The following is a 26,706-nucleotide window of genomic DNA, read 5'->3' as shown; positions in this document are numbered from 1 at the left end:
TGCTCAACCGGTACCGAGCGCGGCCATCACGTCTCGGTGCAGCTGCTTCTTGATCTGGGCGATCGATCCTTCGGCCGTCGCCGCGTGCGGCAGTCCGAGATCAGCGGCTGCCGTCAGGAGCTCGTCGAGCGGCACCGCCCGGTCGACGAGGCCCGCGGCCACGGCATCGGCAGCGCCGTAGCGACGGCCGGTGACGATGGTGTCCCGGGCGAGCCCCGGTGGGAGCAGGTTGCGGATCATGGCGAGGAGTCCCGGGCTGAAACCCATGCCGAGGTGGACTTCCGGCCAGCACACGAATCCTCGATCGTCACGCATGACGGCATGGTCGTGCGCGATCAGCGCGAAGGCCCCCGCTCCGAAGGCGTGACCGTTGATCGCGGCCACCGTCGGCGCCGGGAACGTCAGGATCCGACCGAGCACCTTCTCGACGGAGTTCACGTAGGCGACGATCTCGTCGGATCCCTTGCCGGCCATCCATTCGACGTCGAGTCCGTTCGAATAGTGCTTGCCGGCCCCCGTGGTGACGAGCACCTTCGGGCCGCCGGCCGCCTCGACCTCGTCGAGGACGGCGTTCATGCCCGCGACCCAGGCGTGGTCGGTGGTGTTGAGATCGTCGCCGAAGTTCACGACGAAGAGTTCGCCGTCCTGCGTGAGAGTGGGTTCGCTCATGGCCGGACCATACCCGCGGTTGCGAACCGGCCGAGCGAGGGCGAAGATCCAGCCCCATGAACCGTCCCGCGATCGTGATCGCCCACATGGACGGCCTCCGACCGTTCGACGAGGCCACCCTGGATCGACTCGACCGCGCCGGCCGCATCCTCGACCGCACCCCGCTGTCGTCGTGGGACGACCCGAGAGCCGATGCCCTCCTCGCCGACGCCGAGATCATCGTCGGACATTGGGGAACCCCGCTGTTCGACGCCGCGACGCTGTCGCGGGCTCCGAAGCTCCGCATGTTCGCCTACGCGGCGGGGACGGTGAAGTGGTACGCCATCGACGAGATCTGGGACCGCGACCTCGTGGTCACCTCCGGCGCCGGGGCCAACGCCGAGCCGGTGGCCGAATACACCCTGGCCATGATCCTGCTCGCCAACAAGCGGGTCTTCCCTGCCATCGACGCCCAGGCGGGTCGGCCGGCGTGGACGCCGCCGGAGGGGTCCGCACCCCACGGCAACTGGGACAAGACCATCGGCATCGTGTCCGCCTCGCTGATCGGGCGACGGGTCGCGGAGCTGCTGCAGCCCTTCCCCCACCTGCGGGCCGAGGTCTACGACCCGTTCGTGGACGATGCGACGATCGAGGCGCTGGATGCGACCAAGGTCGACGACCTGCTCACCCTGTGCCGCCGGGCCGACGTGCTGTCGATCCATGCCCCGGCGCTCCCGGCGACCCACAATCTCATCTCGGCCGAGCACCTCGCCGCGCTGCCCGACGGCGCCACCGTCATCAACACGTCGCGCGGGCACTGCCTCGATCTCGATGCACTCACCACCGAGCTCGAATCCGGCCGGCTGTTCGCCATCATCGACGTGACCGACCCGATCGAGCCCCTCCCCGACGACCATCCGCTGCGGTCGCTGCCCAATGCCGTCTACACCCCACACCTCGCCGGTTCGCAGGGAACCGAACTCGCCCGGATGAGCGATTGGGTGTGTGACGAGGTCGAGCGTTTCGTGGCGGGCCGACCCCAACGAAACCGGATCACTCGTGACATGATCGACCGGATCGCTTGAGAGCAGGAGAACCACCAATGAGCATCCCCTTCGACGACATCGACGCCATCAACGCCCACGCCAGCGAGGACTACGGCGACTGGGGCAAGGAGATCGTCGTCACCCAGGAGATGATCAACGACTTCGCCGAACTCACCGGCGATCGTCAGTGGATCCACGTCGACGTCGAGCGCTGCATCAAGGAGAGCCCCTTCGGCGGGCCGATCGCCCACGGCTACCTCACGATGAGCCTGATGCCGATGCTCATCTCGGTCCCCGTGGAACTCTCGGGTGTCAAGAACGCCGTCAACTTCGGCTGCGGTGGCGCCCGCTTCCTCTCACCGGTTCCGGCCGGATCGACGGTCCACGCCCGATCCCGCCTCATCGGTGCGCAAGCCCACCGGGCCGGCACCCTGCTCAGCTTCGAATCCGCGACCCACGTCAAGGGCAACGAGAAGCCCTCGCTCGTCTACACCTCGCAGATCCTCTATCAGGGCTGACCCGCCGCCGGCCCGCTCCTCCACAGGAAGCGGCGGCGCAACAACCGGAGCACCTGCCACACGACGAGCAGGCCGATCGCAGGGACCAGCAGACGAATCGTGCCATCGCCAACCGCGCCCTCGACCAGGCCGGCCAACTCGTGACCGTCGCGCTCGACCCTCGCGTAGTCGCCCTCGGCCCACGCGTCGCGCAACGACGCGAGATCCGCCTCGACGTCGTTGCCGAGCAGGCCGATCGCGGCGAGTAGTCCCCGATCACCGTTGACGAGACGCTCGGCCTCGTCGTAGGCCTCCAACGCCCGCTCCTGTTCGTCGAGCAGGGCCGTGACCTCGGACATGTCGTCCTGCGCCGCCTCGAAGATCGCCTTCGCATCATCGCGCGGCGCGAGTTCGAGCGACTCTCCCCACGCGAGGAGGCCGTCACGACGAACGATCACATCGCTCACCGGCCCCTGTTCGGCGCGGAAGGTCTCGAAATCCCAGCGGGCCATGGCCAACCGGAGATACGGGGGCAGTGTCCACCCGCCGGCGCGAAAGACCAGCGCGTTGTAGTCCACCCGGGTCGCGGCGCGTTGATCGAGCAGGGAGACGTCGGCCGGGTCGACCACCGCGGATCGGAAGAGCTCATCGATGCCGCCGGCGCCGGCGACCCGCTCGAAGTGGTCCAGCAGCGTGCGCCAGTCGGGAGGAAGGGGTTGTTCCTCGGGCACGACCCCGGGATAGGTGATGGCATTCGCCCGGAGGTCGTCGAGGATCGTCCGCACACCGGCGGCGCCGATCTCGGCGACGACGACCGGCACGATGTCGGCCGGCCCGGCCGGATTCGGCTGATCACCGGCGAACGCCGCCGCGAGCCCCTCGACGAACCATGCCTCGTCGACCGGCACATCGGCCATCCAGACATGCGCCAGCTGGTGGTCGATCGACTCCGCGTCGTTGAGGGCGAGATCGACGGCGTTCGGGGAGACGTCGGGATGGTCATCGGACGCAAACGACCGCCGCACTTCGAACGGGCGGGTACGCGGACCGAACCAGGTCTCGAGCGAGCCGAGAGCCGCCTCGGCCCGATCCAACACGGCCGCACCCCACACACCGTCGTCCTGCCAGTCCGAGATGGTGATGTCGGGAGGCAGCACCGACACGGTCGAGGTGAACCGCTCGGCATCGAGATACTCGACCCGAACGATCTCGTAGGGCTGCGTCGGTGCAGCCGAGGAGACCGCGGCGAACCCTTCGGGGACGACCACCTCGGGCGCACTCCACGAAGCCCCCTCGGGGCCCGGCGCATAGACGTCGAACGCGACGGCGGCCGGCTCGACGATCGGGCCGGGGAGCGACGCACCGGACTCGATCGCCCAGGTCAACCTCATGGTGAGCGAGTCACCGGGTTCGAGGGGGGTGCGGAAGCCCACGAGCCATGTGGCGAAGCCCTCCGCGTCCCCGGTCGCACCGGCGACCAGTTCACCCGAACCGTCACGAGCAACGACATCGACCGCGTCGACCGGCACCGACTCGAAGAACCCCGGAAAAGCCGTCGCCGCAGTGAGGTTCTCGAACTCGTAGCCGAACTCGACCTCGATCCGTCGCGCCTCCACATCGACCCGATACGTCGCCGACGACGCCACGGTCAACGCCGGCGCCGCAGTCGGGTCCGGCGCCGACTGACCCGACGCCGGCGATGCCCACGAAACCCCGGACACGAGCACGGCCAGCACCACCGCGAGAACTCGATGCTTCTGTCTGACCGGCACGGCGACCAAGACTACCGAGGGTTGCCCATCCGGCGACCGCGCCGGTTCCCCGCTGTCTAGGGTCCGGACATGGATCTCACCACAACCCGATGGGACACTGCCGACGGTGTCGCCACGCTGACGATGTCCCGGCCCACATCGCACAACGCGTGGACCGGTCGGATGCACACCGAGGTTCGTCACCTCCTCGAGGTCGGCCAGAACGACCCCGATGTGCGCGTCATCGTCATCACCGGCGACCCGGCCGGCGCGACATTCTGCCCCGGCGGCGACGCCAAGGCGCTCGCCGCCCACGCGGAACGGGGGTCCTACGACCCCGGCACGCCCGACGATCTGGCCATGCCCGGCTACGGAATCCGTCCGGAATACGACGCCGACTTCGCCTACTTCCTCGGCCTCGACACCGTCACCGTCGCAGCGATCAACGGCGCCGCCGCCGGCGTCGGCCTCGCGCTCGCCTGCTGGTGCGACGTCCGCTTCGTCGCCGACGACGCCAAGCTCACGAGCGCCCACGGCAAGCTCGGACTCCCCGCCGAGTACGGACTGTCGTGGATCCTGCCGCGCCTGATCGGCCACGGCCGCGCCACCGACATCCTGCTCACGTCGCGCATCGTCCTCGGCCGCGAGGCCGCCGAGATCGGGCTCGCCAACCAGGCGCTGCCCCGCGACGAGGTGCTGCCCGCCGCGCTCGACTACGCCCGGAACCTGATCGCCACGGTGAGCCCCAACTCACTCATCGCGACCCGACGACAACTCGCCGACGACTCGACCCACGACAATCCCGCCGCCTCCGTACGCGACGCCCAGCGACGCCTCGAACAGATGATGCGCGAACCCGACTACCGCGAGGGCGCCACCGCCCTCAACGAACGACGACCACCGAACTGGTGAATCGGCTCAAGGAGCCCCCCGGGCGCGCCGAAGATACAAGCGTCCGGCAGATTCGCCCCTGCCGGGCACATGAGAGACGGGTGGGGGTTGAACACTCCCTCCAACGCATCGCCACCAGCGCTTTTCCAGGGTGCTGGCGCACTCGTTCAGCCTCCGCCCCCTCTCGACATTCACATCCCGCAGGCAAGCTGCGGACCACATCCCGCAGGCAAGCTGCGGACCACATCCCGCAGGGTGTCCGCTAGCCGGCGATGAGGCTGCCGAGGGCCCAGATCGCCGCGATGGCGCCGATCACGATGAAGACGATGCTGCGCGCCACGGGAGCCCGCTCGAGATCCTCCTCGTGGTGTGCCGCGTCCGGCGGGCGGACCAGCGCAGCGAGATTGCCGACCGCCATCGCCCCACCGATCGCCAACACCAACCACGGCAGAAGGTCATCACCAAGGAACATTCCGCCATGTTGGTGCGGACCTCGGTGACCTGCCAACCGGGCCATTCGGCCCGTCCTCACCCGAGTCGGTCAAGTCACGGGATCCGGCTCCGATACACACAGTGGCCGCCGGATTCGCCCCCGGTCGCCACGAAGAGGACGGGTGGGGGTTGAACACTCCCTCCAACGCATCGCCACCAGCGCTTCCTTCCAGGGTGCTGGCGCACTCGTTCAGCCTCCACCCCCTCTTCACGATGGTTTCAGTCCCCCGACGGCGACCCTTCCGACGATGCCGACAGGAAGTCGTCGTCGTCGACATCGGTGCGGATGGAGAAGGTGATCTCCTCGTCGACGGCGCTCTGACGACGGACCCGGCTCGATGCCAGCGCGCCCGAGACCTCGTCGAAACAGAACTCGGCCGCCCGCCCCCACGGCGAACGCAGCGCGGCGGGAATGAGTTCGACCCGGAAACAGTCGTCGACCACCGCCACGTCGTAGATGCGCTGGTCCCCGATCACATAGTTGAGAACGAGCGACATCTCGGCCTGGAGTCGTTCGTCGTAGGTCAACCCGCCGTTCACCTCCGAACACCCCGGCACGATGACCGGTTCCGACGGGTTGTCGCAGGTGACGAGCGAGCCGTCGATGGATTCGATGACCGCTCCCAACCGCACGACCACCCGACGAGGCGGCTCCTGCGCGATGTAGGTGTCGCCGGTCAGCGGATCTCCGGCGCCGTCGAGCGTCCGGGTCCATGTACCGGAACTCACGAACGTGGCGGTACGCCAACGATTCCACGCCACGACGAGATCCTCGGCAGCCTCGGGATCGTGCTCGACGGCGGGAAACGACAACTCGACGGGCGCCGGCTGGGCGTCGTTTGCGTCGTCGCTCAACAGCACCGCGGCGACGCCGAGAACCGCGAGCACGCCCATCACCAGACCGACTACGACGAGGACGACCGGACGCATCCCTCGACGTTAGCTCAGCCCGATCCGGGCAGATGCACGTCTCGTTGGGGGAAGGGAATGGAGATCCCGGCGTCGGCGAGGGCACTGTGGACCGCCGTCACCACACCGGCACGGGTCGCGCGTTCGGAGGATTCCACCCCGGAATGCCAGAACGCGAGCTCGAAGTTCACCGACGAATCGGCGAACTCGACCGCCGCGGCGGTCGGTGGCGGCTCCGACATGACACCGTCGACGCTCGACACGGCATCGAGCAACACTTCGGCAGCATCGGTCAGATCGCTGGCGTAGGCCACCCCGACGGTCATCCGGGATCGCCGGCTCGTGTTCCGGGTCTGATTCAGGATCGGCGCGTCGAGCACCTGGGAGTTGGGGATGGTCACGAGCTCGCCGTCGAAGGTCTGCAGGACGAGTGCTCGACCGGTCACGTCGATCACCGTTCCCTCGTAGCCGTTGGTCTTGATCTCTTCACCCACCTCGAGCGGACGTTCGGTTTGCAGCACCACCCCGGCGAAGAGGTTCTGCAACACCGGCTGAAGCGCGAGCGCGATGGCCAGACCGCCGAGGCCGAGTGCGCCGATGAGCGGGCCGATCTCGACACCGACCACGCTCGCGGCGTAGATGAACCCGAACAGCAGGACCGCCCAACGCAGCATCCGCACGACGAGCGTCACCGACAGCGACGGCTGCGCCAAGCGTCGGTTCAGGAACGACATGAGGACGCGGCCGAGCACCACCATCAAGACGACAGACCCCGCCGCCACGCTGCCGGCGGTGATCCACTCCTCGACCGTGATCGCGAGCAGCATCAGACCTCGCGGCGGGTGAGATTCTTGAACGCGGTGAACCTCGGGAGGAACCCGAGATTGATGGTGCCGGTCGGGCCGTTGCGATGCTTGGCCACGATCACTTCGGCCATGCCCTCGTTCTCACTGCCCGGGTGGTACACCTCGTCGCGATAGAGGAACATCACGACGTCGGCGTCCTGTTCGATCGAGCCCGACTCGCGAAGATCGGCGAGCATCGGGCGCTTGTCCTGTCGCATCTCGAGATTTCTCGAGAGCTGCGACAGACCCACGACGGGGCACTGCAACTCACGAGCGAGGATCTTCAGACCGCGACTGATCTCGGCGACCTCGACCTGACGACTCTCGGCCCCGGCCCGGCCGGTCATGAGCTGGAGGTAGTCCACCACGATCATGCCCAGGTCGCCGGTGCGGCTCTTCAGCCGGCGTGCCTTGGCCCGGATCTCCATGATCGTGAGGTTGGGATTGTCGTCGATCCACAACGGCGACTCGGCCAGCCGACCGATGCCGTTGGAGATGCGGGTCCAGTCGTCCTCCTTGAGGTTGCCGTCGCGCATGTTCTTCGCGTCGACGTTGGCCTCCGAGCACAGCAGGCGCTGGGTGAGCTCGAGATGGCCCATCTCCAGGCTGAAGATCAGGGTCGGACGGTTCTCGCGGACGGCGGCATGGGCCGCCATGTTGAGCGCGAACGCGGTCTTGCCCATGGCGGGGCGGGCACCGACGATGATCAGCGCATTGGGCTGGAGCCCCGACAACAGCGCATCGAGATCGACGAAGCCCGTCGGCGTGCCGGTGATGCCCTCGCCCGCCTCATAGAGCTGTTCGAGGCGATCGAGCGTGGCATCGAGGAGGTCGCGGATCTCCCCCATCGTGTCGGCCACTCGGCCCTGGGCCACCTGGAACATCATGTTCTCGGCCTGGTCGACCGCCTTGGTCACGTCGTCGGGTCGGCCGTAGCCGATCTCCGCGATCTCGCCGGCGACCTCGATGAGGCGTCGCAGCGTGTAGCGCTCCTGGATGATGCTGGCGTACTTCCCCGCGTTGGAGGTGGCCGGCGTGTTGAGCTGGAGACTGATGAGTCCGTCGAGTCCGCCGATGGTCTCGAGCACTCCACCGCGATCGAGTTCCTCGGCCACGGTGACCGGATCCACCGGATCGCCGGCGGCGTAGAGGGTCGAGATGGCGTCGAACACGTGGGCGTGCGCGGGCCGGTAGAACTGCTCGACCGTGGTGACTTCCACCGCGTCGGCGATTGCATCGCGCGACAACAGCATCGCGCCGAGCAACGACTCCTCGGCTTCGAGGTTGTGCGGTGGCACTCTCGCCGTGCGCCCGGTGTCGATCTCGCTCATGACCATTTCACATCCACTTCCGACGCCGACGGACGATGGTGGCCTCCGACCCCTGTGTGGAACCAGGGGGAATCCTCGGTATTCCCGGGGAAATCAGGCGCGATAGCTGTGGACAAAGCTTGTACACAGATGCGGCACGCTGTGGACGACCCTGTGGAGCGCTGGGGATTGTGCGCGCGGCCACCCCGTCGCCGGGGTGGCCGGGCACTCACTCTTCGATGATGTCGACGGTGATGGGGAACTCGACCTCGGGGTGGAGCTTGCACATCACCATGGACTGACCCAGATCCTTGAGCGGGTGCTCGAGGTTGAGGGACCTTCGATCGACGACGATGCCCGTCTGGGCCTCGACGGCCTCGACGATCTCGGCAGCGCCGACAGAACCGAACAGCCGGCCACCGTCGCCGGCCTTCGCCGAGATGGTGATGACGGTGGGTACCAGCGTGGTGGCGACCTCTTCTGCATCGGCCCGGCTCGCTGCGTTGCGCATGCTCGCGGCGCGACGCATCGCCTCACCCTGTGCTTCGGCACCCTTGGTCGCCTTCATGGCGAGACCCTTGGGACTCAAAAGGTTGCGGAAATGCCCGTCGGTGACGTCGCAGACGTCGCCTTTGCGGCCGAGTCCGTCGACATCTTGACGCAGGATCACCTTCACGAGTCTGCCTCCTCGCTCATCGCATCGGCGAGCGTCGCCTGATCACCATCGATGGTGACGCCTTCGATCTCGGTGGTGTCGAGCACGTCGTCGCGATCCTCGGATGCATCGTCGCCACCCGGCGGCGGACCGCTCGGACGCGGCGCCGGACCATCGGCACGCCCGCCACGCTCACCGCGATCGCGATTGCTGCGCTGCGTCGTGACCCGGCTGGCGTAGGGAATCAGTGCCATCTCGCGAGCGACCTTGATCGCATCGGCGACGAGCTTTTGCTGCTGCGTGTCGTTGCCGTTGACACGGCGGGCACGGATCTTGGCACGCTCGGACATGAAACGACGCAACAGGTTGGCGTCTTTCCAGTCGACGTAGTCGATCTTCTCCTGGGAGAGGATGGAAACCTTCTTCTTGCCGCGACGACCGGCATCTTTCATGCTCTTGGCGCCGCGCTTCTTGACCTTGGCCATTGTGGTGTTTTCCGTTCTTCGAATCTGTTGTGGGCTCGTTCTGCCGGCGGGCTAGAACGGCTCCTCGTCCATGTCGTATGCAGGCGGCGCCTCGTTGGGGGCCGGTCGCGAGGGGGCTGAGCCGCCACCGCCACCGCCCTGACCGCCTCCGTCGCCGCGGAACTCGTTGCGGCGGATGTCGGCCGATGCCCACTTGAGGCTGGGGGCGACATCGTCGGCGATGATCTCGACGGCCGAGCGGCGATCTCCGTCGGGGGTGTCCCAACTGCGCTGCTGGAGCATGCCGTAGACGACGACGCGCGAGCCCTTCGTGATCGACTCCGCGACGTTCTCGGCAAGCTGGCGGAAGCAGCTGACGTTGAAGAAGGAAACCTCTTCCTCGCCGTCGGCCTTCTTCTTGTTCCAGGCGATGCCGAAGTTCGCGACGGCCATGCCGCCCTGGGTGAACCGCAGCTCGGGGTCGCGGGTCACGTTGCCCACCACGGTGATGGTGTTGTCGAATGCCATGTCGGTACCTCTTCCGATCAGCCGGCGGCAGCCGGCGCCGTCTCACCGAAGAGGCCGCGCTTCGCGGCTTCCTTCTCGGGGAGACGGAACAGCTTGTGGCGGACGATGTCGTCCGCGAGACGGAGCTGGCGCTCGGTGGTGGGGAGTCCGGCCGTTTCGGTCACGATCTCCCACACGACATAGTTGCCTTCGGTCTTGTGGTTGATCTCGTAGGCGAAGCGGCGACGACCCCAGTGATCGGTCTTCGCAATCCGGCCACCTTCATCGGTGATCAGACCTTCGGTACGAGCAATCACCTTCGAGATGTCGTTTTCAGGGACATCGATGTCGATGATGATCATCAATTCATAGGCTCGCAAAATAGCCACGAGCTCACCTCCTCTGGACCCGCACAGCGGGGCCCCTTCCCGGGGCAGGGGTTGTTTCGGTTGTCGCGAGGAGGCTATCGGCCGAGCGCATGACTGCACCCTACGAAGGGGGTATGACACCCGACCGGCCGTCGCCCCGGCAAATAGTCTACGGGCATGCCCCCGATCGATGTCGCCCGCGCCCGTGCCGAGACCCCGGGGTGTCGGGACCTCGTCCACTTCAACAACGCCGGCGCCGCCCTGCCCGCCGCACGTACCCTCCGCACCCAGATCGAGCATCTCGAACTCGAGGCGCGGATCGGGGGCTACGAGGCCCAGGAGGCGGAGGCCGACCGGATCCAGGGTGTCTACGACTCGATCGCCCGGCTGATCAACGCCACACCCGCAGAGATCGCGTTGATGACCAGCAACACCGCCGGCCTCGACCTGTTCGTCTACTCGCTCCCCTGGCGCGAGGGCGACCGGCTCCTCACCACACAGTCCGAGTACGGCGCCAACTATGTGGCCTATCTGCACCTCGCCCGCCGGACCGGCATCTCCGTCGAGGTCGTACCGAACAACGAAGACGGCGAGTTCGACGTCGACGCCCTCGAACGCATGGTCGACGAGCGCGTCCGGCTGATCTCGGTCAACCACGTCCCCACCAACGGTGGCCTGGTCAACCCGGCCGCCGCGATCGGGCGGGTGGCCAACGCCCACGGCATCCCCTACCTGCTCGACGCCTGCCAGTCGGCCGGTCAGCTGCCGCTCGACGTCGACGACATCGGCTGCGATGCGCTCACCGCCACGGGCCGCAAGTTCCTGCGGGGGCCGCGCGGAACCGGCTTTCTCTGGGTGCGGCAATCCCTGCTCGAAACGATCCATCCGATCACGATCGACCACGACGGCGCGACCTGGACGAGTCCGACCACCTACGAGCTCAAGCCGGACGCGTCACGTTTCGAGACGTGGGAGAAGAGCTGGGCCGGGTTCCTGGGTCTGGGCGCAGCGGTCGACGATGCGCTCGCATGGGGCCTCGACCCCACGCGCGAGCGCATCGCAGAGGTCGCCTCGGCGCTGCGGGAACGACTCACCGAGGAGGTGCCCGACGCGGCGGTGCACGATCTCGGTCGGGAGAAGTGCGGCATCGTGACCTTCTCGCTGGGCGAACGCCAGGCCGACGAGGTGAAGCACGCGCTGCGCGACCAGGGCATCAACGTCAGCGTCGTCGGACCCGGGAGCGCTCTGATCGACGCAACCGCACGCGATCTCCCACCCCTGGTGCGGGCCTCGCTGCACATCTACAACACCCACGACGAGATCGACGCGCTGATCGACGCGCTCCGCTGGCGCTGACCCGACGACGCGCGAGACTTCCTCTCGATGAAGCCCGTACCGGTCTCCAAGTGGAAACGCCGCCGGCTGTCGGCGGCCAAACGCTTCCTGTACTCCCAGCTGTTGATGAAGGACGCGTTCATGGTCGCCATCGGACGGGCCAAGCCGCTCGTTCGCTTCACCGTCGAGAACGATCCGCCGCCGATCTACCTCAACTTCGCCGTGCGAGAAGACCGGGTGGAGGCGTTCGCACACCACATCGCCGTCCCGCTGCCACTCGCCCCCATTCGCTGCATCGAGGGTGACGATCCGTACATCTGCCTGACCGTCAACATGTATCGGGTGTCGGGTCTGGCCAGTGGCATCAGGGCCGAGTGGTCGACCTATGTGCGCGACGCCGACGGGATACCCCGCTACCTCGTCGTCGACGCCGAGTGCGAGAAGGGAACGCTCGACCCGGTCGACGGCTTCACCGTGAAGGGCCACGCCGGATACACGGCCACCGGCGACCGATTGTCGATGTTCGCCGGCGCCGACGCGGCCCACGAGCTGCGCTGCACCGTCACGTTGCCGGCCGACGCGCCGTCGGCTCGGTCCGATCGGGAGTGGGTGACGGCCAACGACTACATCTACTGGCGCAACGGCGTGTGCGACCGCACGTTCTACGACGCCGGCCTGGCCGACGCCACCATGGTGTCGATCGACCCGCAAACGGCCGAGATCACCGACGAGACACCGTGGGGCGCGTTCGTCCACCCGGTCCCGCGCAGCATGGTCGCGTTCACCCGCTCGATCGAGTTCGCCATGTCCCCCTGGTGGAACGTGGACGAACTCGCTCGCTAGACCGGGAGTTCGGCACAGCCCAACTCGACGCAACGCGACGCGTCGGCCGCAATGCGACGCATTGCCGTCAGCCGGCGCCGTAGAGGTGGAGTTCGGCGGCCTCTTCGTCGGCCATGTGGTAGCTCTCGGCGTCGTTCGGGAAGGCACCCGATCGCACGTCGGCTGCGTAGGCCCGGATGGCCTCGACCGACTGGCCCTTGATGTCGGCGTAGCGCCGCACGAACTTCGGCACGAAGCGGTCCTCGATGCCGAGGAGGTCGTGGTAGACGAGCACCTGCCCGTCGCACCGGGCTCCGGCCCCGATCCCGATCGTCGGGATGTCGACCGCCGCGGTCACCATCTCGGCAACACGGGCGGGCACCCCCTCGAGCACGATGGCGAAACAGCCGGCGTGGGCGAGCGACTTGGCGGCCTGGACGAGCTTGCGGGCGTGTTCGGCCTGCTTGCCCTGGACCTTGAAACCACCCATGGCGTGGATCGACTGGGGGGTGAGACCGATGTGGCCCATCACCGGGATCTCGGCGTCGATGATCTGCTCGATCATCGGCAGACGCTTGCGTCCGCCCTCGAGCTTCACCGAATGGGCGCCGGCCCTCATCAGGGCAGCGGCGTTCTGGACGGTTTCCTGCGGAGAGACGTGGTAACTCATCCACGGCATGTCGCCGACGATGTGGCAGTCGGGCTTGGCCCGCGCCACCGCGGCGGTGTGGTGGCACATGTCGTCGATCGACACCTGGAGGGTGTCGTCGTAGCCGAGCACGACCATGGCGAGGCTGTCGCCCACCAGGATCAGATCGGCGCCGGCCTCACTGGCCATACGGGCGCCGGGCGCGTCGTAGGCCGTGACCATGACCAGCGGATCCTTGCCGTCGCGCGTCTTGTGGGCGGCAATCGCAGGGGCGGTGAGTTTGCCCATGTCTGACTCTCCTTTCCCGTCCAGCGCACGAGGCTGCCGGCGGTGTTCTCAACGATACCGACGCCTCGGGTCTCCGGCAAGGGGCCGCGGGCGGCGATCAGCCGCCGAACGAGCGTGACCGGAGCAGATGGTTCCACCCGCAGGTGGTGCAAACCTCGACGACATAGCCCTGGCTGGTCGACTTGCGAGCAGCGATGCGGGCCATCTCCTTGTCGCTGGTCACACATCGACCGTGCTTCGGGAGTCGGGGACCGAAGACATAGGTGACCTCGACCAGGTCGTCGGCCTCGCACACCGGACACGGGGACGCGAGGTCGACGCCACAGAACTCGGCGTTGCGACGCAGCTCCCGCTGGGCATCGCACACCTGGCCCGTCGAGAGGTCGCCCTCACGCCAGGCGGCCAGCGTCGCCTCGCGGGCGAGGCGATAGTCGATGCCCGCGCCGGTCCGGACCGCGTTGGCGCGAGCGGCCTCGGTGAGTCCGAGCTTCACCGTCTGGTCTCCACGCGAGCGGGCTGTTCCACAGGGTTGGAGGGTACCCGTCCGCACCAACCCCGTGCATGGCGGCAAGACTCCACTCATGTCGCTGCACGATCACCGCCTCCCCGATGCCGCCCGGTCGCTGGAATCGGTCGACTTCGGTCCCGGGGTCGGGGCCGACGTCGAACGCCGTCTCGTGGGCGACGTCGCCGGTCGTCGCATCCTCGACCTCGGCTGTGGCCAGGGCCACACCGCCGTCGGGCTCGCCCGCCGCGGCGCGCGCGTCATCGCGATCGATCACGACGTCAGCCAACTCGGCGCCGCCCGGACCCTGGCGTCGACACACGACGTGACCATCGAGTTCCACCAGGCCCAACCGGCCGAGCTCGCCTTCCTGGCCGCCGACCATGTCGACCTGGCGATCGCCGTCACGTCGCTGTCCTTCGTGCAGGACCTGAACCGGGTCTTTCGTCAGGTCCATCGTGTGATCCGGCCGAGCGGTCACTTCGTCGTCTCGCTTCCCCACCCGGCCTCCCTCGCCGCCGACCCGGTCGACCCGAACCGCACGACCACGCCGTGGGACTCGCCCGACCCGATCGGCGATCGGTGGATCCACACCGCGGAGAGCATCGTGACCTCGCTGACGCGGACCAACTTCGCCGTCGATCAGCTGCTCGAGCGACGCGACGAGGCCCTCGTACCCGCCACCCTGGTCGTGCGGGCCCGCAAGCTCGGGGTGTGAGCCGTCAGGACCGAGCGTCCGGCCGATTCGGCCACCACGCCTGCAGGCGCCGGACCGCCGTCGGGGCGTCGACCGGACCCTCGTCGAGCCGGAGCTCGCGCAACCACGTCATCGCCACCCCGACCTCGCGACCGGGCTCGATGCCGAGCACGGCGCACACGGCTTCACCGGTGAGCAACGGGGCCGGGTCGGCCAGATCGGGCTCGTCGGCCAGGAGCGCCCGATGGGCCTCCCGATAGCGCTCGATGTCGTCGCTGGGCAGACCCCTGGTCGTTCTCAGTGCCGCGACCCAGTCGAGGAGTTCGCCCAGTGCACGTTCGCTCGGCACCATCGCCGCATCACGTCGGATCCGGGGCGGTTCGGGCGGGCGACCGCCCGGGTCGGACACCCAGTCGCCCCCCGACGCGAACCAGATCACATCGCGAGTGAGCGCCCCCGAGAACCTCAGCGAGCCCGGCACCGACGCGGTGATGCCCTCCGGTGCCAGCAGGGCTGCCCAACGAGCTGCGGCATCGGCGCGCACCGCGCCGGCGCAATGACCACGGTCCTCGGCCTCGGCCGGTGACAGCTCGCCCAGTGTCGGCAGGACGCGGGCCAACAACCCCGTCTCGGCCAGCAGCCGAAACCCGGGCCCGGGATCATCGAGGAGGAGCAGCTTCTGGAGTTCGTCGCGGATCCGTTCGACGGAGACGATCTCCATCCGGTCGAGCAGGGTCGTGATGGCGGCGGTGAGCTCGGGCGTCGGCGTCAGGTCGTAGCCGGCGTGGAATCGGGCCGCGCGCAGCATGCGCAACGGGTCCTCGGAGAACGACACCTCGGGGTCGAGCGGGGTGCGCAGTACGCCCGCGGCGAGATCGGCGCGACCGCCGTGGGGATCCACGAGGGTGCCGTCGGCGAGGTCGACCGCCATCGCGTTCACGGTGAAGTCGCGCCGGGCGAGGTCGTCGTCGATGCGGTCGCCGAACACCACCGTCGGCTTGCGGGAGTCGTGTTCGTAGGACTCCGCACGATGGGTGGTGATCTCGTAGACCTGACCGTCGACCGTGCAGCCGATCGTGCCGAACCGTTCGCCCTGGGTCCACACGGCCTCGGCCACATCGGCGACCAGCGCCTTGATCCGAGGCGGCCGGGCATCGGTGGTCGCGTCCAGGTCGTTCTCGGATCGGGATCGCTCCAGCAGATGGTCGCGAACCACACCACCGACGAAGTAGAGGCGATGGCCCGCATCGACGAATCGCCGGGTCAGTGGGCCGGCCCGCTCGATGACGGCATCGAGGCCGGGTGGGAGCTCACTCATGTGTCGTGGTGGAGACGACGAGCCGCCTCCACCACCTCGGCGCCGGGGCCGCCGCTCGTTGCAGGCTCCGGACGATGTCGTTCACCGAGCAACGCGGCGGTCACGGCGGCACTGCTGTCGCGCACCGCGTCGAGGTCGTAGCCGCCCTCGAGCAGGACCACACACCGACCGGCAGGCGCCATCGACTGCACATCGGCGACCATGTCGGCGATGTCGCCCGAGGTGTAGCCGAGGTTGGTGATCGGATCGTCGCGATGGCCGTCGTAGCCGGCGGAGATGAAGATCCAGTCGGGGGCGAACGCCTCGATCGAGGGCGCGATCACGTCGGCGATGCCGGCGCGGGCGATGTCGCCGGTCGCCCCCGGCGGCAGCGGCAGATTGATCGTGGTGCCGATGCCGGCGCCGGCACCACGCTCGGTCAACGCCCCCGATCCGGGGTAGAGCGGCGACTGGTGGATCGACGCGAACAGCACGTCGTCACGTTCGTAGAAGATGTCCTGGGTGCCGTTGCCGTGGTGGGCGTCGATGTCGACGATCGCGACCCGTTCGCCCAGCGCCGCCCTCGTTGCCGCCGCCACCGCCACCGAGTTGAACAGACAGAACCCCATCGACCGGGCCGCGGTCGCGTGGTGTCCGGGCGGCCGCACGATGCTGTAGGCCGCACGAAGACCGGGCTGCGATGCCAACTCCTCGGCCGCGGTCACGACCGACCCGGCGGCCAGGAGCGCCGCGCCGAGACTGGAGTTGTTCATCACCGTGTCGGGATCGAGTCGTCCACCGCCGCCGGCGTCGACCCGGCGGACGTGTTCGATCAGCCCGCCGGTGTGCACCAACGCCAGGTCGGAATCGGCGGCGGGCCGCGGCGACATCAGTTGCACCGCCTCACGTCGACCCGATTGGACCACGCCGTCGATCGCGGCACGGAGCCGATCGGGTCGTTCGGGATGGTTCGTGCCGGCCATGTGGTCGGCACACCGTTCGTCGGTAACGACCAGCAGCACGCCGCGGAGCGTAGCCTGGCGACCAACCATGGCCCTCCAGTCACTCTCGATCGACGGTGCCCGCTTCCGAGCGGGACGATGGCGCGCCGATGGCGATCTGGCCTATCTCGTCCCTTTGAGTCCCGCCCACACGCTGACGGTCGGCGCGCTGGCGAAGGCCCGCGCCGAGCTCGACTCGCTCGGCTTCGACGAGATCGTGACCGCGGCGCTCGCCCCACCCGAGCGCGCGGCGTTCCTGCGCGACGGATTCGAGGAGCGCGAGCACCTCCACCTGCTCAACCACGATCTGCGGCGCCTGCCCCCCGTGCGCAGTCGGCGGCCGTGGCGCGCCGGACCGCGCATCGAGCGCGGAACGCGCGCCGACCGGGCCGAGGTGCTCGACCTCGACGCCCGCACCTTCGACGACTTCTGGCGTCTCGACGACGACGGTCTGACCGATGCGATGGACGCCACTCCCGTGAGCCGCATGCGCGTCATCCGTGACCACGGCATCGTCGGCTACGCCGTCGCCGGCCGCGCCGCGACGCAGGGATTCCTCCAGCGCCTCGCCGTCGACCCCGCATGTCAGGGCTCGGGCCTGGGCAGCGCGCTGGTCAACGACGCCCTCCACTGGATGCGCCGCCGGGGGGCCACCATCGCGTGGGTCAACACGCAGGAGGCCAACGCCCGGGCCCTCGCGCTCTACGAACACCTCGGGTTCCGCCCTGCCGCTCATCATCTGACCGTGATGGCCCGCACCGTTCGATGAGACGTTCGCCGGCCCCGGGCCTCGTGCTTCTCGGACTCCTCGCCGCGAGCTCGGTCGTCGCGACTCCGGCTGCTGCCCAGAACACCGCCCGGATCGACCTCGAGGCCCAGACCCTGTTCGTCGACGACGAGCCCGCCGAGATCGTCATCCGGGTCAGCGGCGCGCCCGAGACCGCCCGGTTGCGCTTCACCATCTACGACGACCCCGTCCTCACCCGGGCCGACGTGCGCGACCACCATCGCGATCCGCCGTCGAGCGGCGGACGGATCGCGAACTTCGAATGCACGCTCGACGGTGACTGCCGCGAGCAGGCCACGATGACCGCGGGACCCGACGGCATCCGGACGGTGACCCTCGACGACGACGCCATCGGCGAGTCCCTGCGCAGCAATGTCGGTGCCCTTCCGTTCGTCGTCCGCCTCCTCGACGAGGACGACCGGGTCCTCGACGAGCTGTCGACGAGCCTGCTCGTCGTGGACGACGTCGCTCCCACCGTCACCGGACCCCACCGTGTACGGATCGCGTTCACCGCACAGGTGATCAGCCCCGTCGCCCTGCAGCCGGATCTTCGGACGATCGTCGACACCGACACCGTCCTGACCGCGGCGGCACCGCTCGTTGCACACCCCGACCTCGCCGTGACCACCGAGATCCGCCCGGAGACGCTCGACGCGCTCGCCACGGCCCACCCGGCCGTCCTCGACGACCTGCTCGCGACCATCGGCGGCCGGCCGCTCATCCGCGGTCCCTGGGTCGACATCGACGAGGAGGCCTGGCGGGTCGCCGGGGAGTCCGATCAGGTCATCTCGCAGTACGCGATCGGCAACGATGTCGTCGAACGACTCACCGGTGCACCCCCGACGGGGGTCGTACGGCTCGATCCCGACGCCGGGCCCGACACGCTCACCCTGCTGCGCTCGGCCGGGGCGACCGCCGTGCTCGTCGACGACGCGCAGCTGAGCGACCGAACCCTGGCCGTCGAACCGACCCGGCCGTTCCAGCTGCTCGACGCGAACGGCGTCGCCATCACCGCGCTGCGCTACGACGAGGACCTCCACGAAACCCTCGCCGACGAGGACCCCGAACTGGCCGCGTATCGCGCCATCGCCGAACTCGCGGTGCTGGCCGAGGAGGCCACGACCGACGTCGGCGTGCTGCTCGACATCGATCGGATCGATGCCGAGGCCCTCATACGCATGCTCGAAGGGATCGACTCGCGCCGACGTCTGCGGGTGACCGACATCGACGAGCTCACCCAGCACGATCTGGCGCAGGTCGCCGGCGAAACCCTGCGCGGCGACCTGGTACCGACCGATCCACCCGACGTGACCGCACTCGCCGCCGATCTCGAAGCGGCCACGCTCGGGATCGCCACGGTCGCTCGGATGCTCGATCCCGACATCGAACTGCTCGACCCGTTCGTCGCCACGCTGCAGGCCGCCGTGTCGTCCGACCTCGATGCCGACCGGGCCACCGCCTATGTGGATCGCGTCGACGACGCCGTGCTCGAGCTCACGTCGGGGATCGAGATCCCTGCGAGCGAGCGGATCACGCTCACGGACCGTCGAACCGATCTCCCCCTGACGATCGTCAACCGCCAATCCCTCCCGCTCAACGTCGAGTTGCTGCTCACCGCGGAGAAGATCCGGTTCCCCGACGGTGAACGGCTCGAGCTCACGCTCGCTCCCGGAGAGACCATCGTCACCATCCCGGTCGAGACCCTTGCGTCGGGCGATGCCCGGGTCACCGCGACGATCGTCTCACCGGGCGGGTTCGTCGAACTCGGCTCCGGCACCGTCGACATCCGCTCCACCGCCATCTCCGGACTGGGGCTCGTCATCTCCATCGTCGCGCTCGTCGTGCTCGCCGCCTGGTGGATCCGCACCGTGCTTCGCGTCCGACGCAACCGAGTCGCTGCTACGGTCTCCGCCGAGTCGCCGACCGAAGATCGTGTACCGGAAGCGGCGCCGACCGAGGGAGCATCGTGACCGTCCGCATCGTCACCGACAGTGCCTGTGATCTACGTGGCGACGAGGTCGCCCACTACGGGATCGAGGTCGTCCCACTCTCGATCCGCTTCGGCGACAAGGAATACATCGACCGCGAGGAACTGAGCGTCAGCGACTTCTACCGGCTCCTCGAAGCGTCCGACGCATTGCCCGAGACTGCGGCCCCTGCTCCCGGCAAGTTCGACGCCGCGTTTCGACGCCAGCTCGACGCCGGCGCCACCGGCGTGGTGTGCATCAACCTCTCGGCCGCACTGTCGGCCACCATGCAGTCGGCCCAGACCGCGGCCGACAACCTCGCGAGCGAGCTGCCCGACGCCGACATCCGGGTCGTCGACAGCCGTTCCATCACCGCCGGACTCGGTTCGATCGTCATCGCGGCAGCCCAGATGGGAGTCGACGGCGCCACCACGGACGAGATCGTCGCCGCCGTCGAGGGCCTCAGCGACCGCACCCAGGTGTTCGGCACCCTCGACACCCTCGACAACCTCAAGAAGGGTGGACGCATCGGCGGCGCCCAGGCCCTGCTCGGCTCGATGCTCTCGATCAAGCCGATCCTCGACCTCTCGAGCGGTGAGGTGGAGGAGGCCGGCAAGCAGCGCACCCGCAAGAAGGCGCTGGGATGGTTGCGCGACAAGCTCATCGAGGTCGGGCCTGTCGAGAACCTCGCCGTCATGCACGGCGATGCCCCCGACATCGACGACTTCCTCGCGATGATCTCCGACGTCGTCGACCTCGATCAGATCCGTATCGAGAAGATCGGGCCGGTCATCGGGACCCACGGTGGGCCCCGCGTGATGGGCATCGCCTTCCAGACACCGGCGTGAGCACGGGCCGCGAATGCGGCGCAGCGGCGAACCACTAGCTTCCGCGTGGTGGGAATGATCGACGCGGGACTGCTGCTCGACGGTCGGTACCGGATCATCGCGCGCCGCGCCGCCGGTGCCACGGCGACGGTGTGGGAGACCGACGACGAGTTCCTCCGGCGTCGAGTCGCGGTGAAGATCCTCCACGACCACCTCGCCGCCGACCACGACTTTCGGGCCCGCTTCGTCGACGAGGCACGCACCGCGGCGACCGTCAACCACCCCAACCTCGTCGCGGTCTACGACTCGATCCGCGACCAACCCGGCATCGTGCTCGAGTGGGTCGACGGCCCTGACCTGCGGCAGCGCCTCGACCAGGGTTCGCTCACGCCGACCGAGGTGATCGAGATCGGTGCCTCGATCGCCGACGGCTTGGCCGCGCTGCACACCCACCGGCTCGTACACCGCGACGTGAAACCGGCCAACATCCTCCTCACCGTCGGCGGCACTCCGAAGCTGACGGATTTCGGCATCGCCACCGCCAACGCCGGCGACCGTACCGCCACCGGCATCGTGCTCGGAACCGCCAAGTACCTGGCGCCCGAACAGGTCCGCGGACGAGAGGTCGACGGTCGCACCGACCTCTTCGCCCTCGCCGCCGTCCTCTACGAATCGCTCGCCGGAACGCCGCCCTGGTCGCGAGACGGTGATCTCCCGACCGCGCTGGCGCGGCTCGAGGAGGATCCTCCCGACCTGCGCGACACGCATCCCCATCTGCCACCGGCGCTGAGCGCCACCGTGATGCGCGGTCTCGAACGCGAGCCCGAAGACCGTTGGCCGGGAATGACCGAGTTCGCCGCCGCGCTCCGCAACGGCTCCACGCTGTCACCGCCTCCGAGCCGCCCCACGAACCCCACGGCGAACCGCACTGCGGCGATCCCGAGCAGCGGCCCACCCACCGTGGCCCTCGCGCCGGCACGACGATCGCCCACGCGGGTGCGACCACGGCGGCGGCGCTGGCCCCGCCTCGTCGGTGCGGGCATCGTCATCGCCATCGCCGCGCTCGGCTGGACGCTCGTGTCGTCGGTCGGAGGCGGGACCACGACCCCACCGGTCGATCCCGCCCGCGCCGACGGAACCGACGACGGTGATCTGCTCGGGCTGGCGGTGCGATCGGTGGTCGCCTTCGATCCCGAGGGCACCGGGACACCGGGAGAACACAACGATCGGGCCGTGCTCGCCATCGACCGCGACCTCGCGACGGGTTGGCCGACCGAGCGCTACGCAACCCGCGACCTCGGTGCGAAGTCGGGGGTCGGCCTGCTCCTGACCCTCGTGCAGGTCAGCGACGTCGAGACGGTCACCATCCACACCGACGGGGCCGACGATTGGGCCGTCGAGATCCACGTGGCGACCGGCATCACGGCCGCCGACGCCGACTCGATCGCCGATTTCGGGGCTCCGGAGGGTCTGGGCACGAGTCTCGGATCGACGGCCGAGATCCCGGTCGGCGCCCGCGGCGACACCGTGCTCGTCTGGTTGACCGACCTCGGCCGGGGAGAGACCCCGATCATGATGACCGTCGCAGAGGTCACGATCCGATGAGACGGCTCGGCTAGGGTCCGCGCATCGCTCCCGTGGACGAACAAACGCTGATCAGCGCCGCACAGCGAGGGGACCGCAAGGCCCTCGACCAGCTGTTGCGGTTGCATCAGGACCGCATCCATGCGGTCTGTCGTCGGCTCGCGGGCAACGACGCAGACGCGATGGATGCCACCCAGGAGGCGCTCATCGCCATCGTGAAGGGGCTGCCTCGTTTCGACGGCCGGGCGAAGTTCTCGACCTGGGCCTATCGCGTGGCGACCAACGCCTGTCTCGACGAGTTGCGCCGCCGTGGTCGCCGCCCGGAGCCGGGACTGCCTGAGTTCGAGACCACCGAGCACGCATCGATCGGCGCTTCGGCGCCCCGCGATCCCGCGGAGACCGTGGCGGCCCGACTCGATGTCGACCGTGGGCTCGCCGACCTCCCCGAGGAGTTCCGCACCGCCGTCATCCTTCGCGACGTGGCCGGTCTCGACTATGCCGAGATCGCCGAGGTGCTCGGCGTCGCACCGGGAACCGTGCGCTCGCGGATCGCTCGCGGGCGAGGTCGCCTCGCCGACGCGATCTCCGGGAACCAACCACCCCTCGACCGACGTCAGACTCCGTAGCCATGCCCGAAGATCCGCACACCGACGACGAGCTCCTCTCGTCCCATCTCGATGGTGAACTCACCATCGACGAACAGGCGCGTCTCGACGACCGGCTCGCCGCGGAGCCCGCACTCCGAGCGCGCCTCGCCGCGCTGCACGATGCGCGAACACTCGTCGGATCCGCGGTTTCGCCGCTCACGGCGGCCGAGGCCGACGGCATGATCGGCGCCGCACTCGCGGCGAGCGCCACCGCAAGCAACGTGACCGACCTCTCGGCCGCCACGTCACGACGCTCGATCTGGCCATCCCGTCTCGCGGTGGCAGCCGCGGCCGTGGTCGCGTTGGCGCTCGCCGTGCCGGCACTGCGGGCACTCGACCGCGGCACCGACAGCGACACCGCGGCCACGGTTGCCGATGCCGACGACTCCTTCGACGGCGACATGGAAGCCGGCGACGGCACCGCGGCCGACATGGCCACCGAGGCCTTCGCCCTCGACGACAGCCCCGCGGCCGCCGGCGACGACGCCACCGATGATGCCGATGCGGCCGGCTCGGACATCAGCGAGGCGGCGGAGGTGCCGCCCGACGACGAGGCCCAACGGCCGTTCTACGACGCCGCCAGTACCGCCCTCTTCGTCGAGGTCGCCGGGTTCGATCCGCTGGTCGACGACCTCGGCGAGTTCCTCAGCACCGCGACGCTGTCGAGCGCCGTCAGCGAGGACTGGACCGCCGAGCGCAGCACGGCGGATCCCACCACCACGACCGGCCCGGTGCTTCCAACCGACGTCGGTGGTGTGGTCGATCCCGAGGCGTTCCTGGCCGATGCCTTCGGACGCTTCGATGGGCTGGCGACGATCCCGTGCGCCGGGATCGTCGACGTGATCGTCGACTACTTCGCCGGCGACACCGTGCTCGCGGCGGACTATGCGTCGGCGATCGTGGCCGGCGCGCCGACCACGGTCGGCGTGTTCCTGCGGGCCGACGGCAGCGGCGAACTCCTCGTCGTCGATCAGGCCACCTGCACCGTCACCAGCGCCCGCCTCGGCTGACGGCTGATGCGGCCATGGGCGGCGGCGGTTAGGATCCGTCGACATGGCCGACGAAACGCGCACCGCCCAGGACGATTGGATCGTCGGAGCGACCGACACGATCATCGGCTATGTCGACCGGGCCCGCTCGGTCGGGACCGACAACGCGGTCCGTGCGCTGCGCGGAATCGTCTTCGGACTGGTGGCGATGGTGTTCGGGGTCGCCGCCGTGATCTTCACCGTGGTGCTGGCCGTCCGCATGGCCGACGCCTACCTGCCCATCGGTGCCGGCGTCGGCGACGCCACCTGGGCCGCCCACCTGTTCATCGGTGGGCTCCTCTCGACCCTCGGCCTCGGGCTCTGGGCGAGCCGCAAGACGACCACGACACGGAATTTCACGATCGCTGCCGTGGTTGACCTGCTCGCGATCGTGGTCATCGCCTGCTACGCAATCTTTTCCTGAACCCACCGATTCCGGCATGCGAGGAATTCCATGAGCGATATTCGTGACGTCATCATCATCGGCTCCGGGCCGGCCGGGCTGACCGCAGCGATCTACACGGCCCGAGCAAATCTCGCACCGCTCGTACTCGAGGGTGAGCCGAGCAGCACGAGCGATCAGCCCGGTGGCCAGCTGATGCTCACGACCGAGGTCGAGAACTTCCCGGGCTTCCCCGACGGTGTCATGGGGCCGGAACTGATGCAGAACTTCCGCAACCAGGCGCTGCGGTTCGGCGCGGAGATCCAGACCGTCAAGGTTTCCCGGGTCGACTTCTCCGAGCGTCCCTTCAAGGTGTGGGTCGGCGATCCGAGCACCCCAGAGCCGACCCATCTCGCCCACTCCGTGATCGTCTCGACCGGCGCACAGTCGCTCATGCTCGGGCTTCCCGACGAGAACGCACTGATCGGACACGGCCTCTCGACGTGTGCGACCTGTGACGGGTTCTTCTTCCGTGACCAGGAGATCGCGGTGGTCGGCGGTGGCGATTCCGCCATCGAAGAGGCGACGTTCCTGAGCCGTTTCGGAAGCAAGGTGACCATCATCCACCGCCGCGACGAGTTCCGAGCCTCGAAGATCATGCAGCAGCGGGCCTTCGACAATCCCAAGATCGAGGTCATGTGGAACACCGTGGTCGAGGCGTATCTCGGCGACGGACAGTTGTCCGGGCTTCGACTCCGCAATGTTCACACCGATGAAGTGAACGATGTTCAGTTCGGTGGGGTGTTCGTCGCCATCGGTCACAAGCCCAACACCGACCTGTTCGCCGGCCAGTTGGCGATGAAGGACAACGGCTACCTCATCACCCGACCCGACTCCTCCTACACCGATGTCGAGGGCGTCTTCGCGTGCGGCGACGTGCAAGACGATGTGTACCGCCAGGCCATCACCGCGGCGGGCTCCGGCTGTATGGCCGCGATCGACGCGGAGCGCTGGCTCGAGGAACAACACGGCTAGGGTCAACACCCGACGCGGCGCGCCGGTGGAATAGCCACCACACGAGTGGCGTTTCCTGTCTCAGGTCATCAGAAAGGACCACATCATGGCTGGAGCTATCACCACGCTGTCGGACAGCACATTCGACGAGGAGATCGGTGGCTCGTCCGCCCCGGTACTGGTCGACTTCTGGGCCGAGTGGTGCGGGCCCTGCAAGATGATCGCCCCCATCCTCGAGGAGATCGCCGAGGAGAAGGGCGAGTCACTCAAGATCGCCAAACTCAACGTCGACGAGGCCTCCGACATCGCCCGGCGGTTCGAGGTCATGAGCATTCCGACGATGATCCTGTTCAAGGACGGCCAAGAGGCCAAGCGCATCATCGGGGCCAAGCCCAAGCAAGCCCTGCTCGACGATCTCGCCGACTACCTGTAGCTCCGGCGCGGTGATCGGGCAGTATCCTCGGGCGGATGCCTGGGGATGCCATGTCGCCGCCGAGATCTGAACCCACCGGTCTCCCGCTGCGCCACGGCGACACCGGACCCGCGGTGCGTGATCTGCATCGCCGGATGGCCGCGGCAGGATTTCGCGACACCGGCGATCCCGAATGCTTCGACGACCACACCGAGAAGGCCCTGCGCGAGTTCCAGGCCTCGCGTCGCCTCGTCGACGACGGGATCTGCGCGCGCCAGACCTGGGCCGCCCTCGTCGATGCCGACTATCGACTGGGGGACCGCATGCTCTACCTGCGCTCGCCCATGACGCGCGGCGACGACGTCACCGACCTCCAACAGCGGTTGGGCAGCCTCGGCTTCGACGCCGGCTGGCTCGACGGGATCTTCGGGCCCGACACGGAACGGGCGGTACGGGACTTCCAACACAACCAGGGCCTCACCGCCGATGGCGTGGTCGGTCGGGAGACCGTGGCCGCGTTCGACCGCCTTTCCGGTCGACGTTCCGGTGAGAAGACCGTCGCGGAAGTGCGCGACCGTGAGCGGCTTCGCGATCACACCGGCGTCGCCGGGCAACGGCTCGTGATCGGCGAGGCCGGCGGACTTCCCGCCATCGTCGATGGACTCGCTCGTCGACTGCGCCTCGATGGTGCCGAGGTCATCACCTTGCACCAGCCCGACCTGTCGGATCAGGCACGGGCGGCCAACGCGTGGAACGGCAGCGCCTATGTCGGTCTGACCCTCGCCGACGAGGGCCAGCAGATCTCCTACTTCGAGATCGAGGGTTTCACCTCACACGGTGGACGGTCCCTGGCCAACCAGTGCGCTGCAGCCTTGCGAGGAATCCTCGACAATGGCGCGACGGCGACGGGCATGCGACTGCCCATCCTGCGAGAGACCCGCATGCCTGCCGTATGGTGTCGCCTCGGGCCGGCGCCGCTCGTGGTGGAACAGGCGGCCGCCGTCACCGAGGCGCTCCGTACTGCCGTGACCACCTGGTGCGCGATCACCGCAGACGACGACTTGTCCACAGACTGATCCAC

The 26,706-nt window shown here is 68.4% G+C and carries 29 protein-coding genes and 1 pseudogene; 16 read left to right on the top strand and 14 right to left on the bottom strand.

Annotation, left to right across the window (positions count from 1 at the left end):
* Positions 1-3: 3 nt before the first annotated feature.
* The gene (locus R2707_17260) at positions 4-669 is read right to left on the bottom strand and encodes an enoyl-CoA hydratase/isomerase family protein (GenBank protein ID MEZ5246846.1); all 666 of its coding nucleotides are present in this window, start codon (positions 667-669) and stop codon (positions 4-6) included.
* Between the two features lie 56 nt (positions 670-725).
* On the opposite strand from R2707_17260, the gene R2707_17255 reads away from it, so the two are divergent.
* Positions 726-1,733, top strand: coding sequence for a hydroxyacid dehydrogenase (locus R2707_17255; GenBank protein ID MEZ5246845.1), 1,008 nt, complete (start codon positions 726-728; stop codon positions 1,731-1,733).
* Between the two features lie 17 nt (positions 1,734-1,750).
* Entirely contained in the window at positions 1,751-2,212 is a 462-nt protein-coding gene (locus tag R2707_17250; GenBank protein ID MEZ5246844.1) for a MaoC family dehydratase, read from the top strand.
* Here the strand turns inward: R2707_17250 and R2707_17245 are convergent.
* Positions 2,203-3,963: a hypothetical protein gene (locus tag R2707_17245; protein MEZ5246843.1), complete on the bottom strand. Its 1,761-nt coding sequence runs from the start codon at positions 3,961-3,963 to the stop codon at positions 2,203-2,205. The genes R2707_17250 and R2707_17245 overlap by 10 nt on opposite strands.
* Before the next feature lie 69 nt (positions 3,964-4,032).
* Between R2707_17245 and R2707_17240 the strand changes: the two genes are divergently transcribed.
* Positions 4,033-4,854 (top strand): enoyl-CoA hydratase-related protein, encoded by an 822-nt coding sequence (locus R2707_17240; GenBank protein ID MEZ5246842.1) that lies wholly within the window; start codon positions 4,033-4,035, stop codon positions 4,852-4,854.
* A gap of 241 nt (positions 4,855-5,095) precedes the next feature.
* Here R2707_17240 and R2707_17235 read toward each other — a convergent pair whose 3' ends face one another.
* The 8 genes and pseudogenes from R2707_17235 to rpsF all read right to left on the bottom strand — a co-directional run bounded on the left by R2707_17235 (position 5,096) and on the right by rpsF (position 10,404).
* Entirely contained in the window at positions 5,096-5,305 is a 210-nt protein-coding gene (locus tag R2707_17235) for a hypothetical protein (GenBank protein MEZ5246841.1), read from the bottom strand.
* 239 nt (positions 5,306-5,544) lie between these two features.
* Entirely contained in the window at positions 5,545-6,255 is a 711-nt protein-coding gene (locus R2707_17230; GenBank protein MEZ5246840.1) for a hypothetical protein, read from the bottom strand.
* 14 nt (positions 6,256-6,269) lie between these two features.
* Positions 6,270-7,061 (bottom strand): mechanosensitive ion channel family protein, encoded by a 792-nt coding sequence (locus R2707_17225; GenBank protein MEZ5246839.1) that lies wholly within the window; start codon positions 7,059-7,061, stop codon positions 6,270-6,272.
* Positions 7,061-8,410, bottom strand: coding sequence for a replicative DNA helicase (dnaB, locus tag R2707_17220; protein ID MEZ5246838.1), 1,350 nt, complete (start codon positions 8,408-8,410; stop codon positions 7,061-7,063). Before dnaB ends, R2707_17225 begins: the two co-directional genes overlap by 1 nt.
* A gap of 208 nt (positions 8,411-8,618) precedes the next feature.
* Complete coding sequence (gene rplI / locus R2707_17215; protein MEZ5246837.1) at positions 8,619-9,059, bottom strand: 50S ribosomal protein L9; 441 nt, start codon at positions 9,057-9,059, stop codon at positions 8,619-8,621.
* A 215-nt stretch (positions 9,060-9,274) separates the two neighbouring features.
* A pseudogene (gene rpsR, locus R2707_17210) lies at positions 9,275-9,496 on the bottom strand (30S ribosomal protein S18).
* Positions 9,497-9,580: 84 nt separating this feature from the next.
* Positions 9,581-10,036, bottom strand: coding sequence for a single-stranded DNA-binding protein (ssb, locus tag R2707_17205; GenBank protein ID MEZ5246836.1), 456 nt, complete (start codon positions 10,034-10,036; stop codon positions 9,581-9,583).
* Positions 10,037-10,053: 17 nt separating this feature from the next.
* Entirely contained in the window at positions 10,054-10,404 is a 351-nt protein-coding gene (rpsF, locus tag R2707_17200; protein ID MEZ5246835.1) for a 30S ribosomal protein S6, read from the bottom strand.
* Between the two features lie 156 nt (positions 10,405-10,560).
* Here rpsF and R2707_17195 point away from each other — a divergent pair, with 156 nt between their 5' ends.
* Both R2707_17195 and R2707_17190 read left to right on the top strand, forming a co-directional pair.
* A complete protein-coding gene (locus R2707_17195; protein ID MEZ5246834.1) occupies positions 10,561-11,739 on the top strand; it encodes an aminotransferase class V-fold PLP-dependent enzyme in 1,179 nt (392 codons plus the stop codon).
* 27 nt (positions 11,740-11,766) lie between these two features.
* Entirely contained in the window at positions 11,767-12,561 is a 795-nt protein-coding gene (locus tag R2707_17190) for a hypothetical protein (protein MEZ5246833.1), read from the top strand.
* A 67-nt stretch (positions 12,562-12,628) separates the two neighbouring features.
* On the opposite strand, the gene panB is transcribed toward R2707_17190, so the two are convergent.
* Positions 12,629-13,477 carry a 3-methyl-2-oxobutanoate hydroxymethyltransferase gene (gene panB / locus R2707_17185; GenBank protein ID MEZ5246832.1) on the bottom strand — a complete coding sequence of 283 codons (849 nt, stop codon included), beginning with the start codon at positions 13,475-13,477 and terminating at the stop codon, positions 12,629-12,631.
* A 97-nt stretch (positions 13,478-13,574) separates the two neighbouring features.
* Positions 13,575-13,970, bottom strand: coding sequence for a DUF5318 family protein (locus tag R2707_17180; GenBank protein MEZ5246831.1), 396 nt, complete (start codon positions 13,968-13,970; stop codon positions 13,575-13,577).
* An 88-nt stretch (positions 13,971-14,058) separates the two neighbouring features.
* Here R2707_17180 and R2707_17175 point away from each other — a divergent pair, with 88 nt between their 5' ends.
* Positions 14,059-14,700, top strand: coding sequence for a class I SAM-dependent methyltransferase (locus R2707_17175; GenBank protein ID MEZ5246830.1), 642 nt, complete (start codon positions 14,059-14,061; stop codon positions 14,698-14,700).
* 4 nt (positions 14,701-14,704) lie between these two features.
* On the opposite strand, the gene R2707_17170 is transcribed toward R2707_17175, so the two are convergent.
* Positions 14,705-15,997, bottom strand: coding sequence for a CCA tRNA nucleotidyltransferase (locus R2707_17170; GenBank protein MEZ5246829.1), 1,293 nt, complete (start codon positions 15,995-15,997; stop codon positions 14,705-14,707).
* Positions 15,994-16,998 (bottom strand): histone deacetylase, encoded by a 1,005-nt coding sequence (locus R2707_17165; protein ID MEZ5246828.1) that lies wholly within the window; start codon positions 16,996-16,998, stop codon positions 15,994-15,996. Before R2707_17165 ends, R2707_17170 begins: the two co-directional genes overlap by 4 nt.
* A 28-nt stretch (positions 16,999-17,026) precedes the next feature.
* Between R2707_17165 and R2707_17160 the strand changes: the two genes are divergently transcribed.
* The 10 genes from R2707_17160 (at position 17,027) to R2707_17115 (ending at position 26,701) form a co-directional block, all read left to right on the top strand.
* A complete protein-coding gene (locus R2707_17160; GenBank protein MEZ5246827.1) occupies positions 17,027-17,746 on the top strand; it encodes a GNAT family N-acetyltransferase in 720 nt (239 codons plus the stop codon).
* The gene (locus R2707_17155) at positions 17,743-19,734 is read left to right on the top strand and encodes a DUF6049 family protein (protein MEZ5246826.1); all 1,992 of its coding nucleotides are present in this window, start codon (positions 17,743-17,745) and stop codon (positions 19,732-19,734) included. The genes R2707_17160 and R2707_17155 overlap by 4 nt, the downstream gene beginning before the upstream one ends.
* Positions 19,731-20,579 carry a DegV family protein gene (locus tag R2707_17150; GenBank protein MEZ5246825.1) on the top strand — a complete coding sequence of 283 codons (849 nt, stop codon included), beginning with the start codon at positions 19,731-19,733 and terminating at the stop codon, positions 20,577-20,579. Before R2707_17155 ends, R2707_17150 begins: the two co-directional genes overlap by 4 nt.
* Positions 20,580-20,633: 54 nt before the next feature.
* Entirely contained in the window at positions 20,634-22,163 is a 1,530-nt protein-coding gene (locus tag R2707_17145; protein ID MEZ5246824.1) for a serine/threonine-protein kinase, read from the top strand.
* Positions 22,164-22,195: 32 nt separating this feature from the next.
* On the top strand, positions 22,196-22,768 hold the full coding sequence (locus tag R2707_17140; GenBank protein ID MEZ5246823.1) for a sigma-70 family RNA polymerase sigma factor: 573 nt from the start codon (positions 22,196-22,198) through the stop codon (positions 22,766-22,768).
* Positions 22,769-22,770: 2 nt separating this feature from the next.
* Complete coding sequence (locus R2707_17135; GenBank protein ID MEZ5246822.1) at positions 22,771-23,799, top strand: hypothetical protein; 1,029 nt, start codon at positions 22,771-22,773, stop codon at positions 23,797-23,799.
* Between the two features lie 43 nt (positions 23,800-23,842).
* Positions 23,843-24,241: a hypothetical protein gene (locus R2707_17130; protein MEZ5246821.1), complete on the top strand. Its 399-nt coding sequence runs from the start codon at positions 23,843-23,845 to the stop codon at positions 24,239-24,241.
* Between the two features lie 30 nt (positions 24,242-24,271).
* On the top strand, positions 24,272-25,234 hold the full coding sequence (gene trxB / locus R2707_17125) for a thioredoxin-disulfide reductase (protein MEZ5246820.1): 963 nt from the start codon (positions 24,272-24,274) through the stop codon (positions 25,232-25,234).
* Between the two features lie 85 nt (positions 25,235-25,319).
* Positions 25,320-25,646, top strand: coding sequence for a thioredoxin (gene trxA / locus R2707_17120; GenBank protein MEZ5246819.1), 327 nt, complete (start codon positions 25,320-25,322; stop codon positions 25,644-25,646).
* 35 nt (positions 25,647-25,681) lie between these two features.
* Positions 25,682-26,701, top strand: coding sequence for a peptidoglycan-binding protein (locus R2707_17115; GenBank protein ID MEZ5246818.1), 1,020 nt, complete (start codon positions 25,682-25,684; stop codon positions 26,699-26,701).
* The last annotated feature ends 5 nt before the right edge of the window (positions 26,702-26,706 follow it).

The sequence above is a fragment of the Acidimicrobiales bacterium genome (assembly GCA_041394245.1).
In the GTDB taxonomy this organism is placed as follows: Bacteria; Actinomycetota; Acidimicrobiia; order Acidimicrobiales; family Aldehydirespiratoraceae; genus JAJRXC01.
This window is presented reverse-complemented; position numbering and strand designations above follow the sequence as displayed.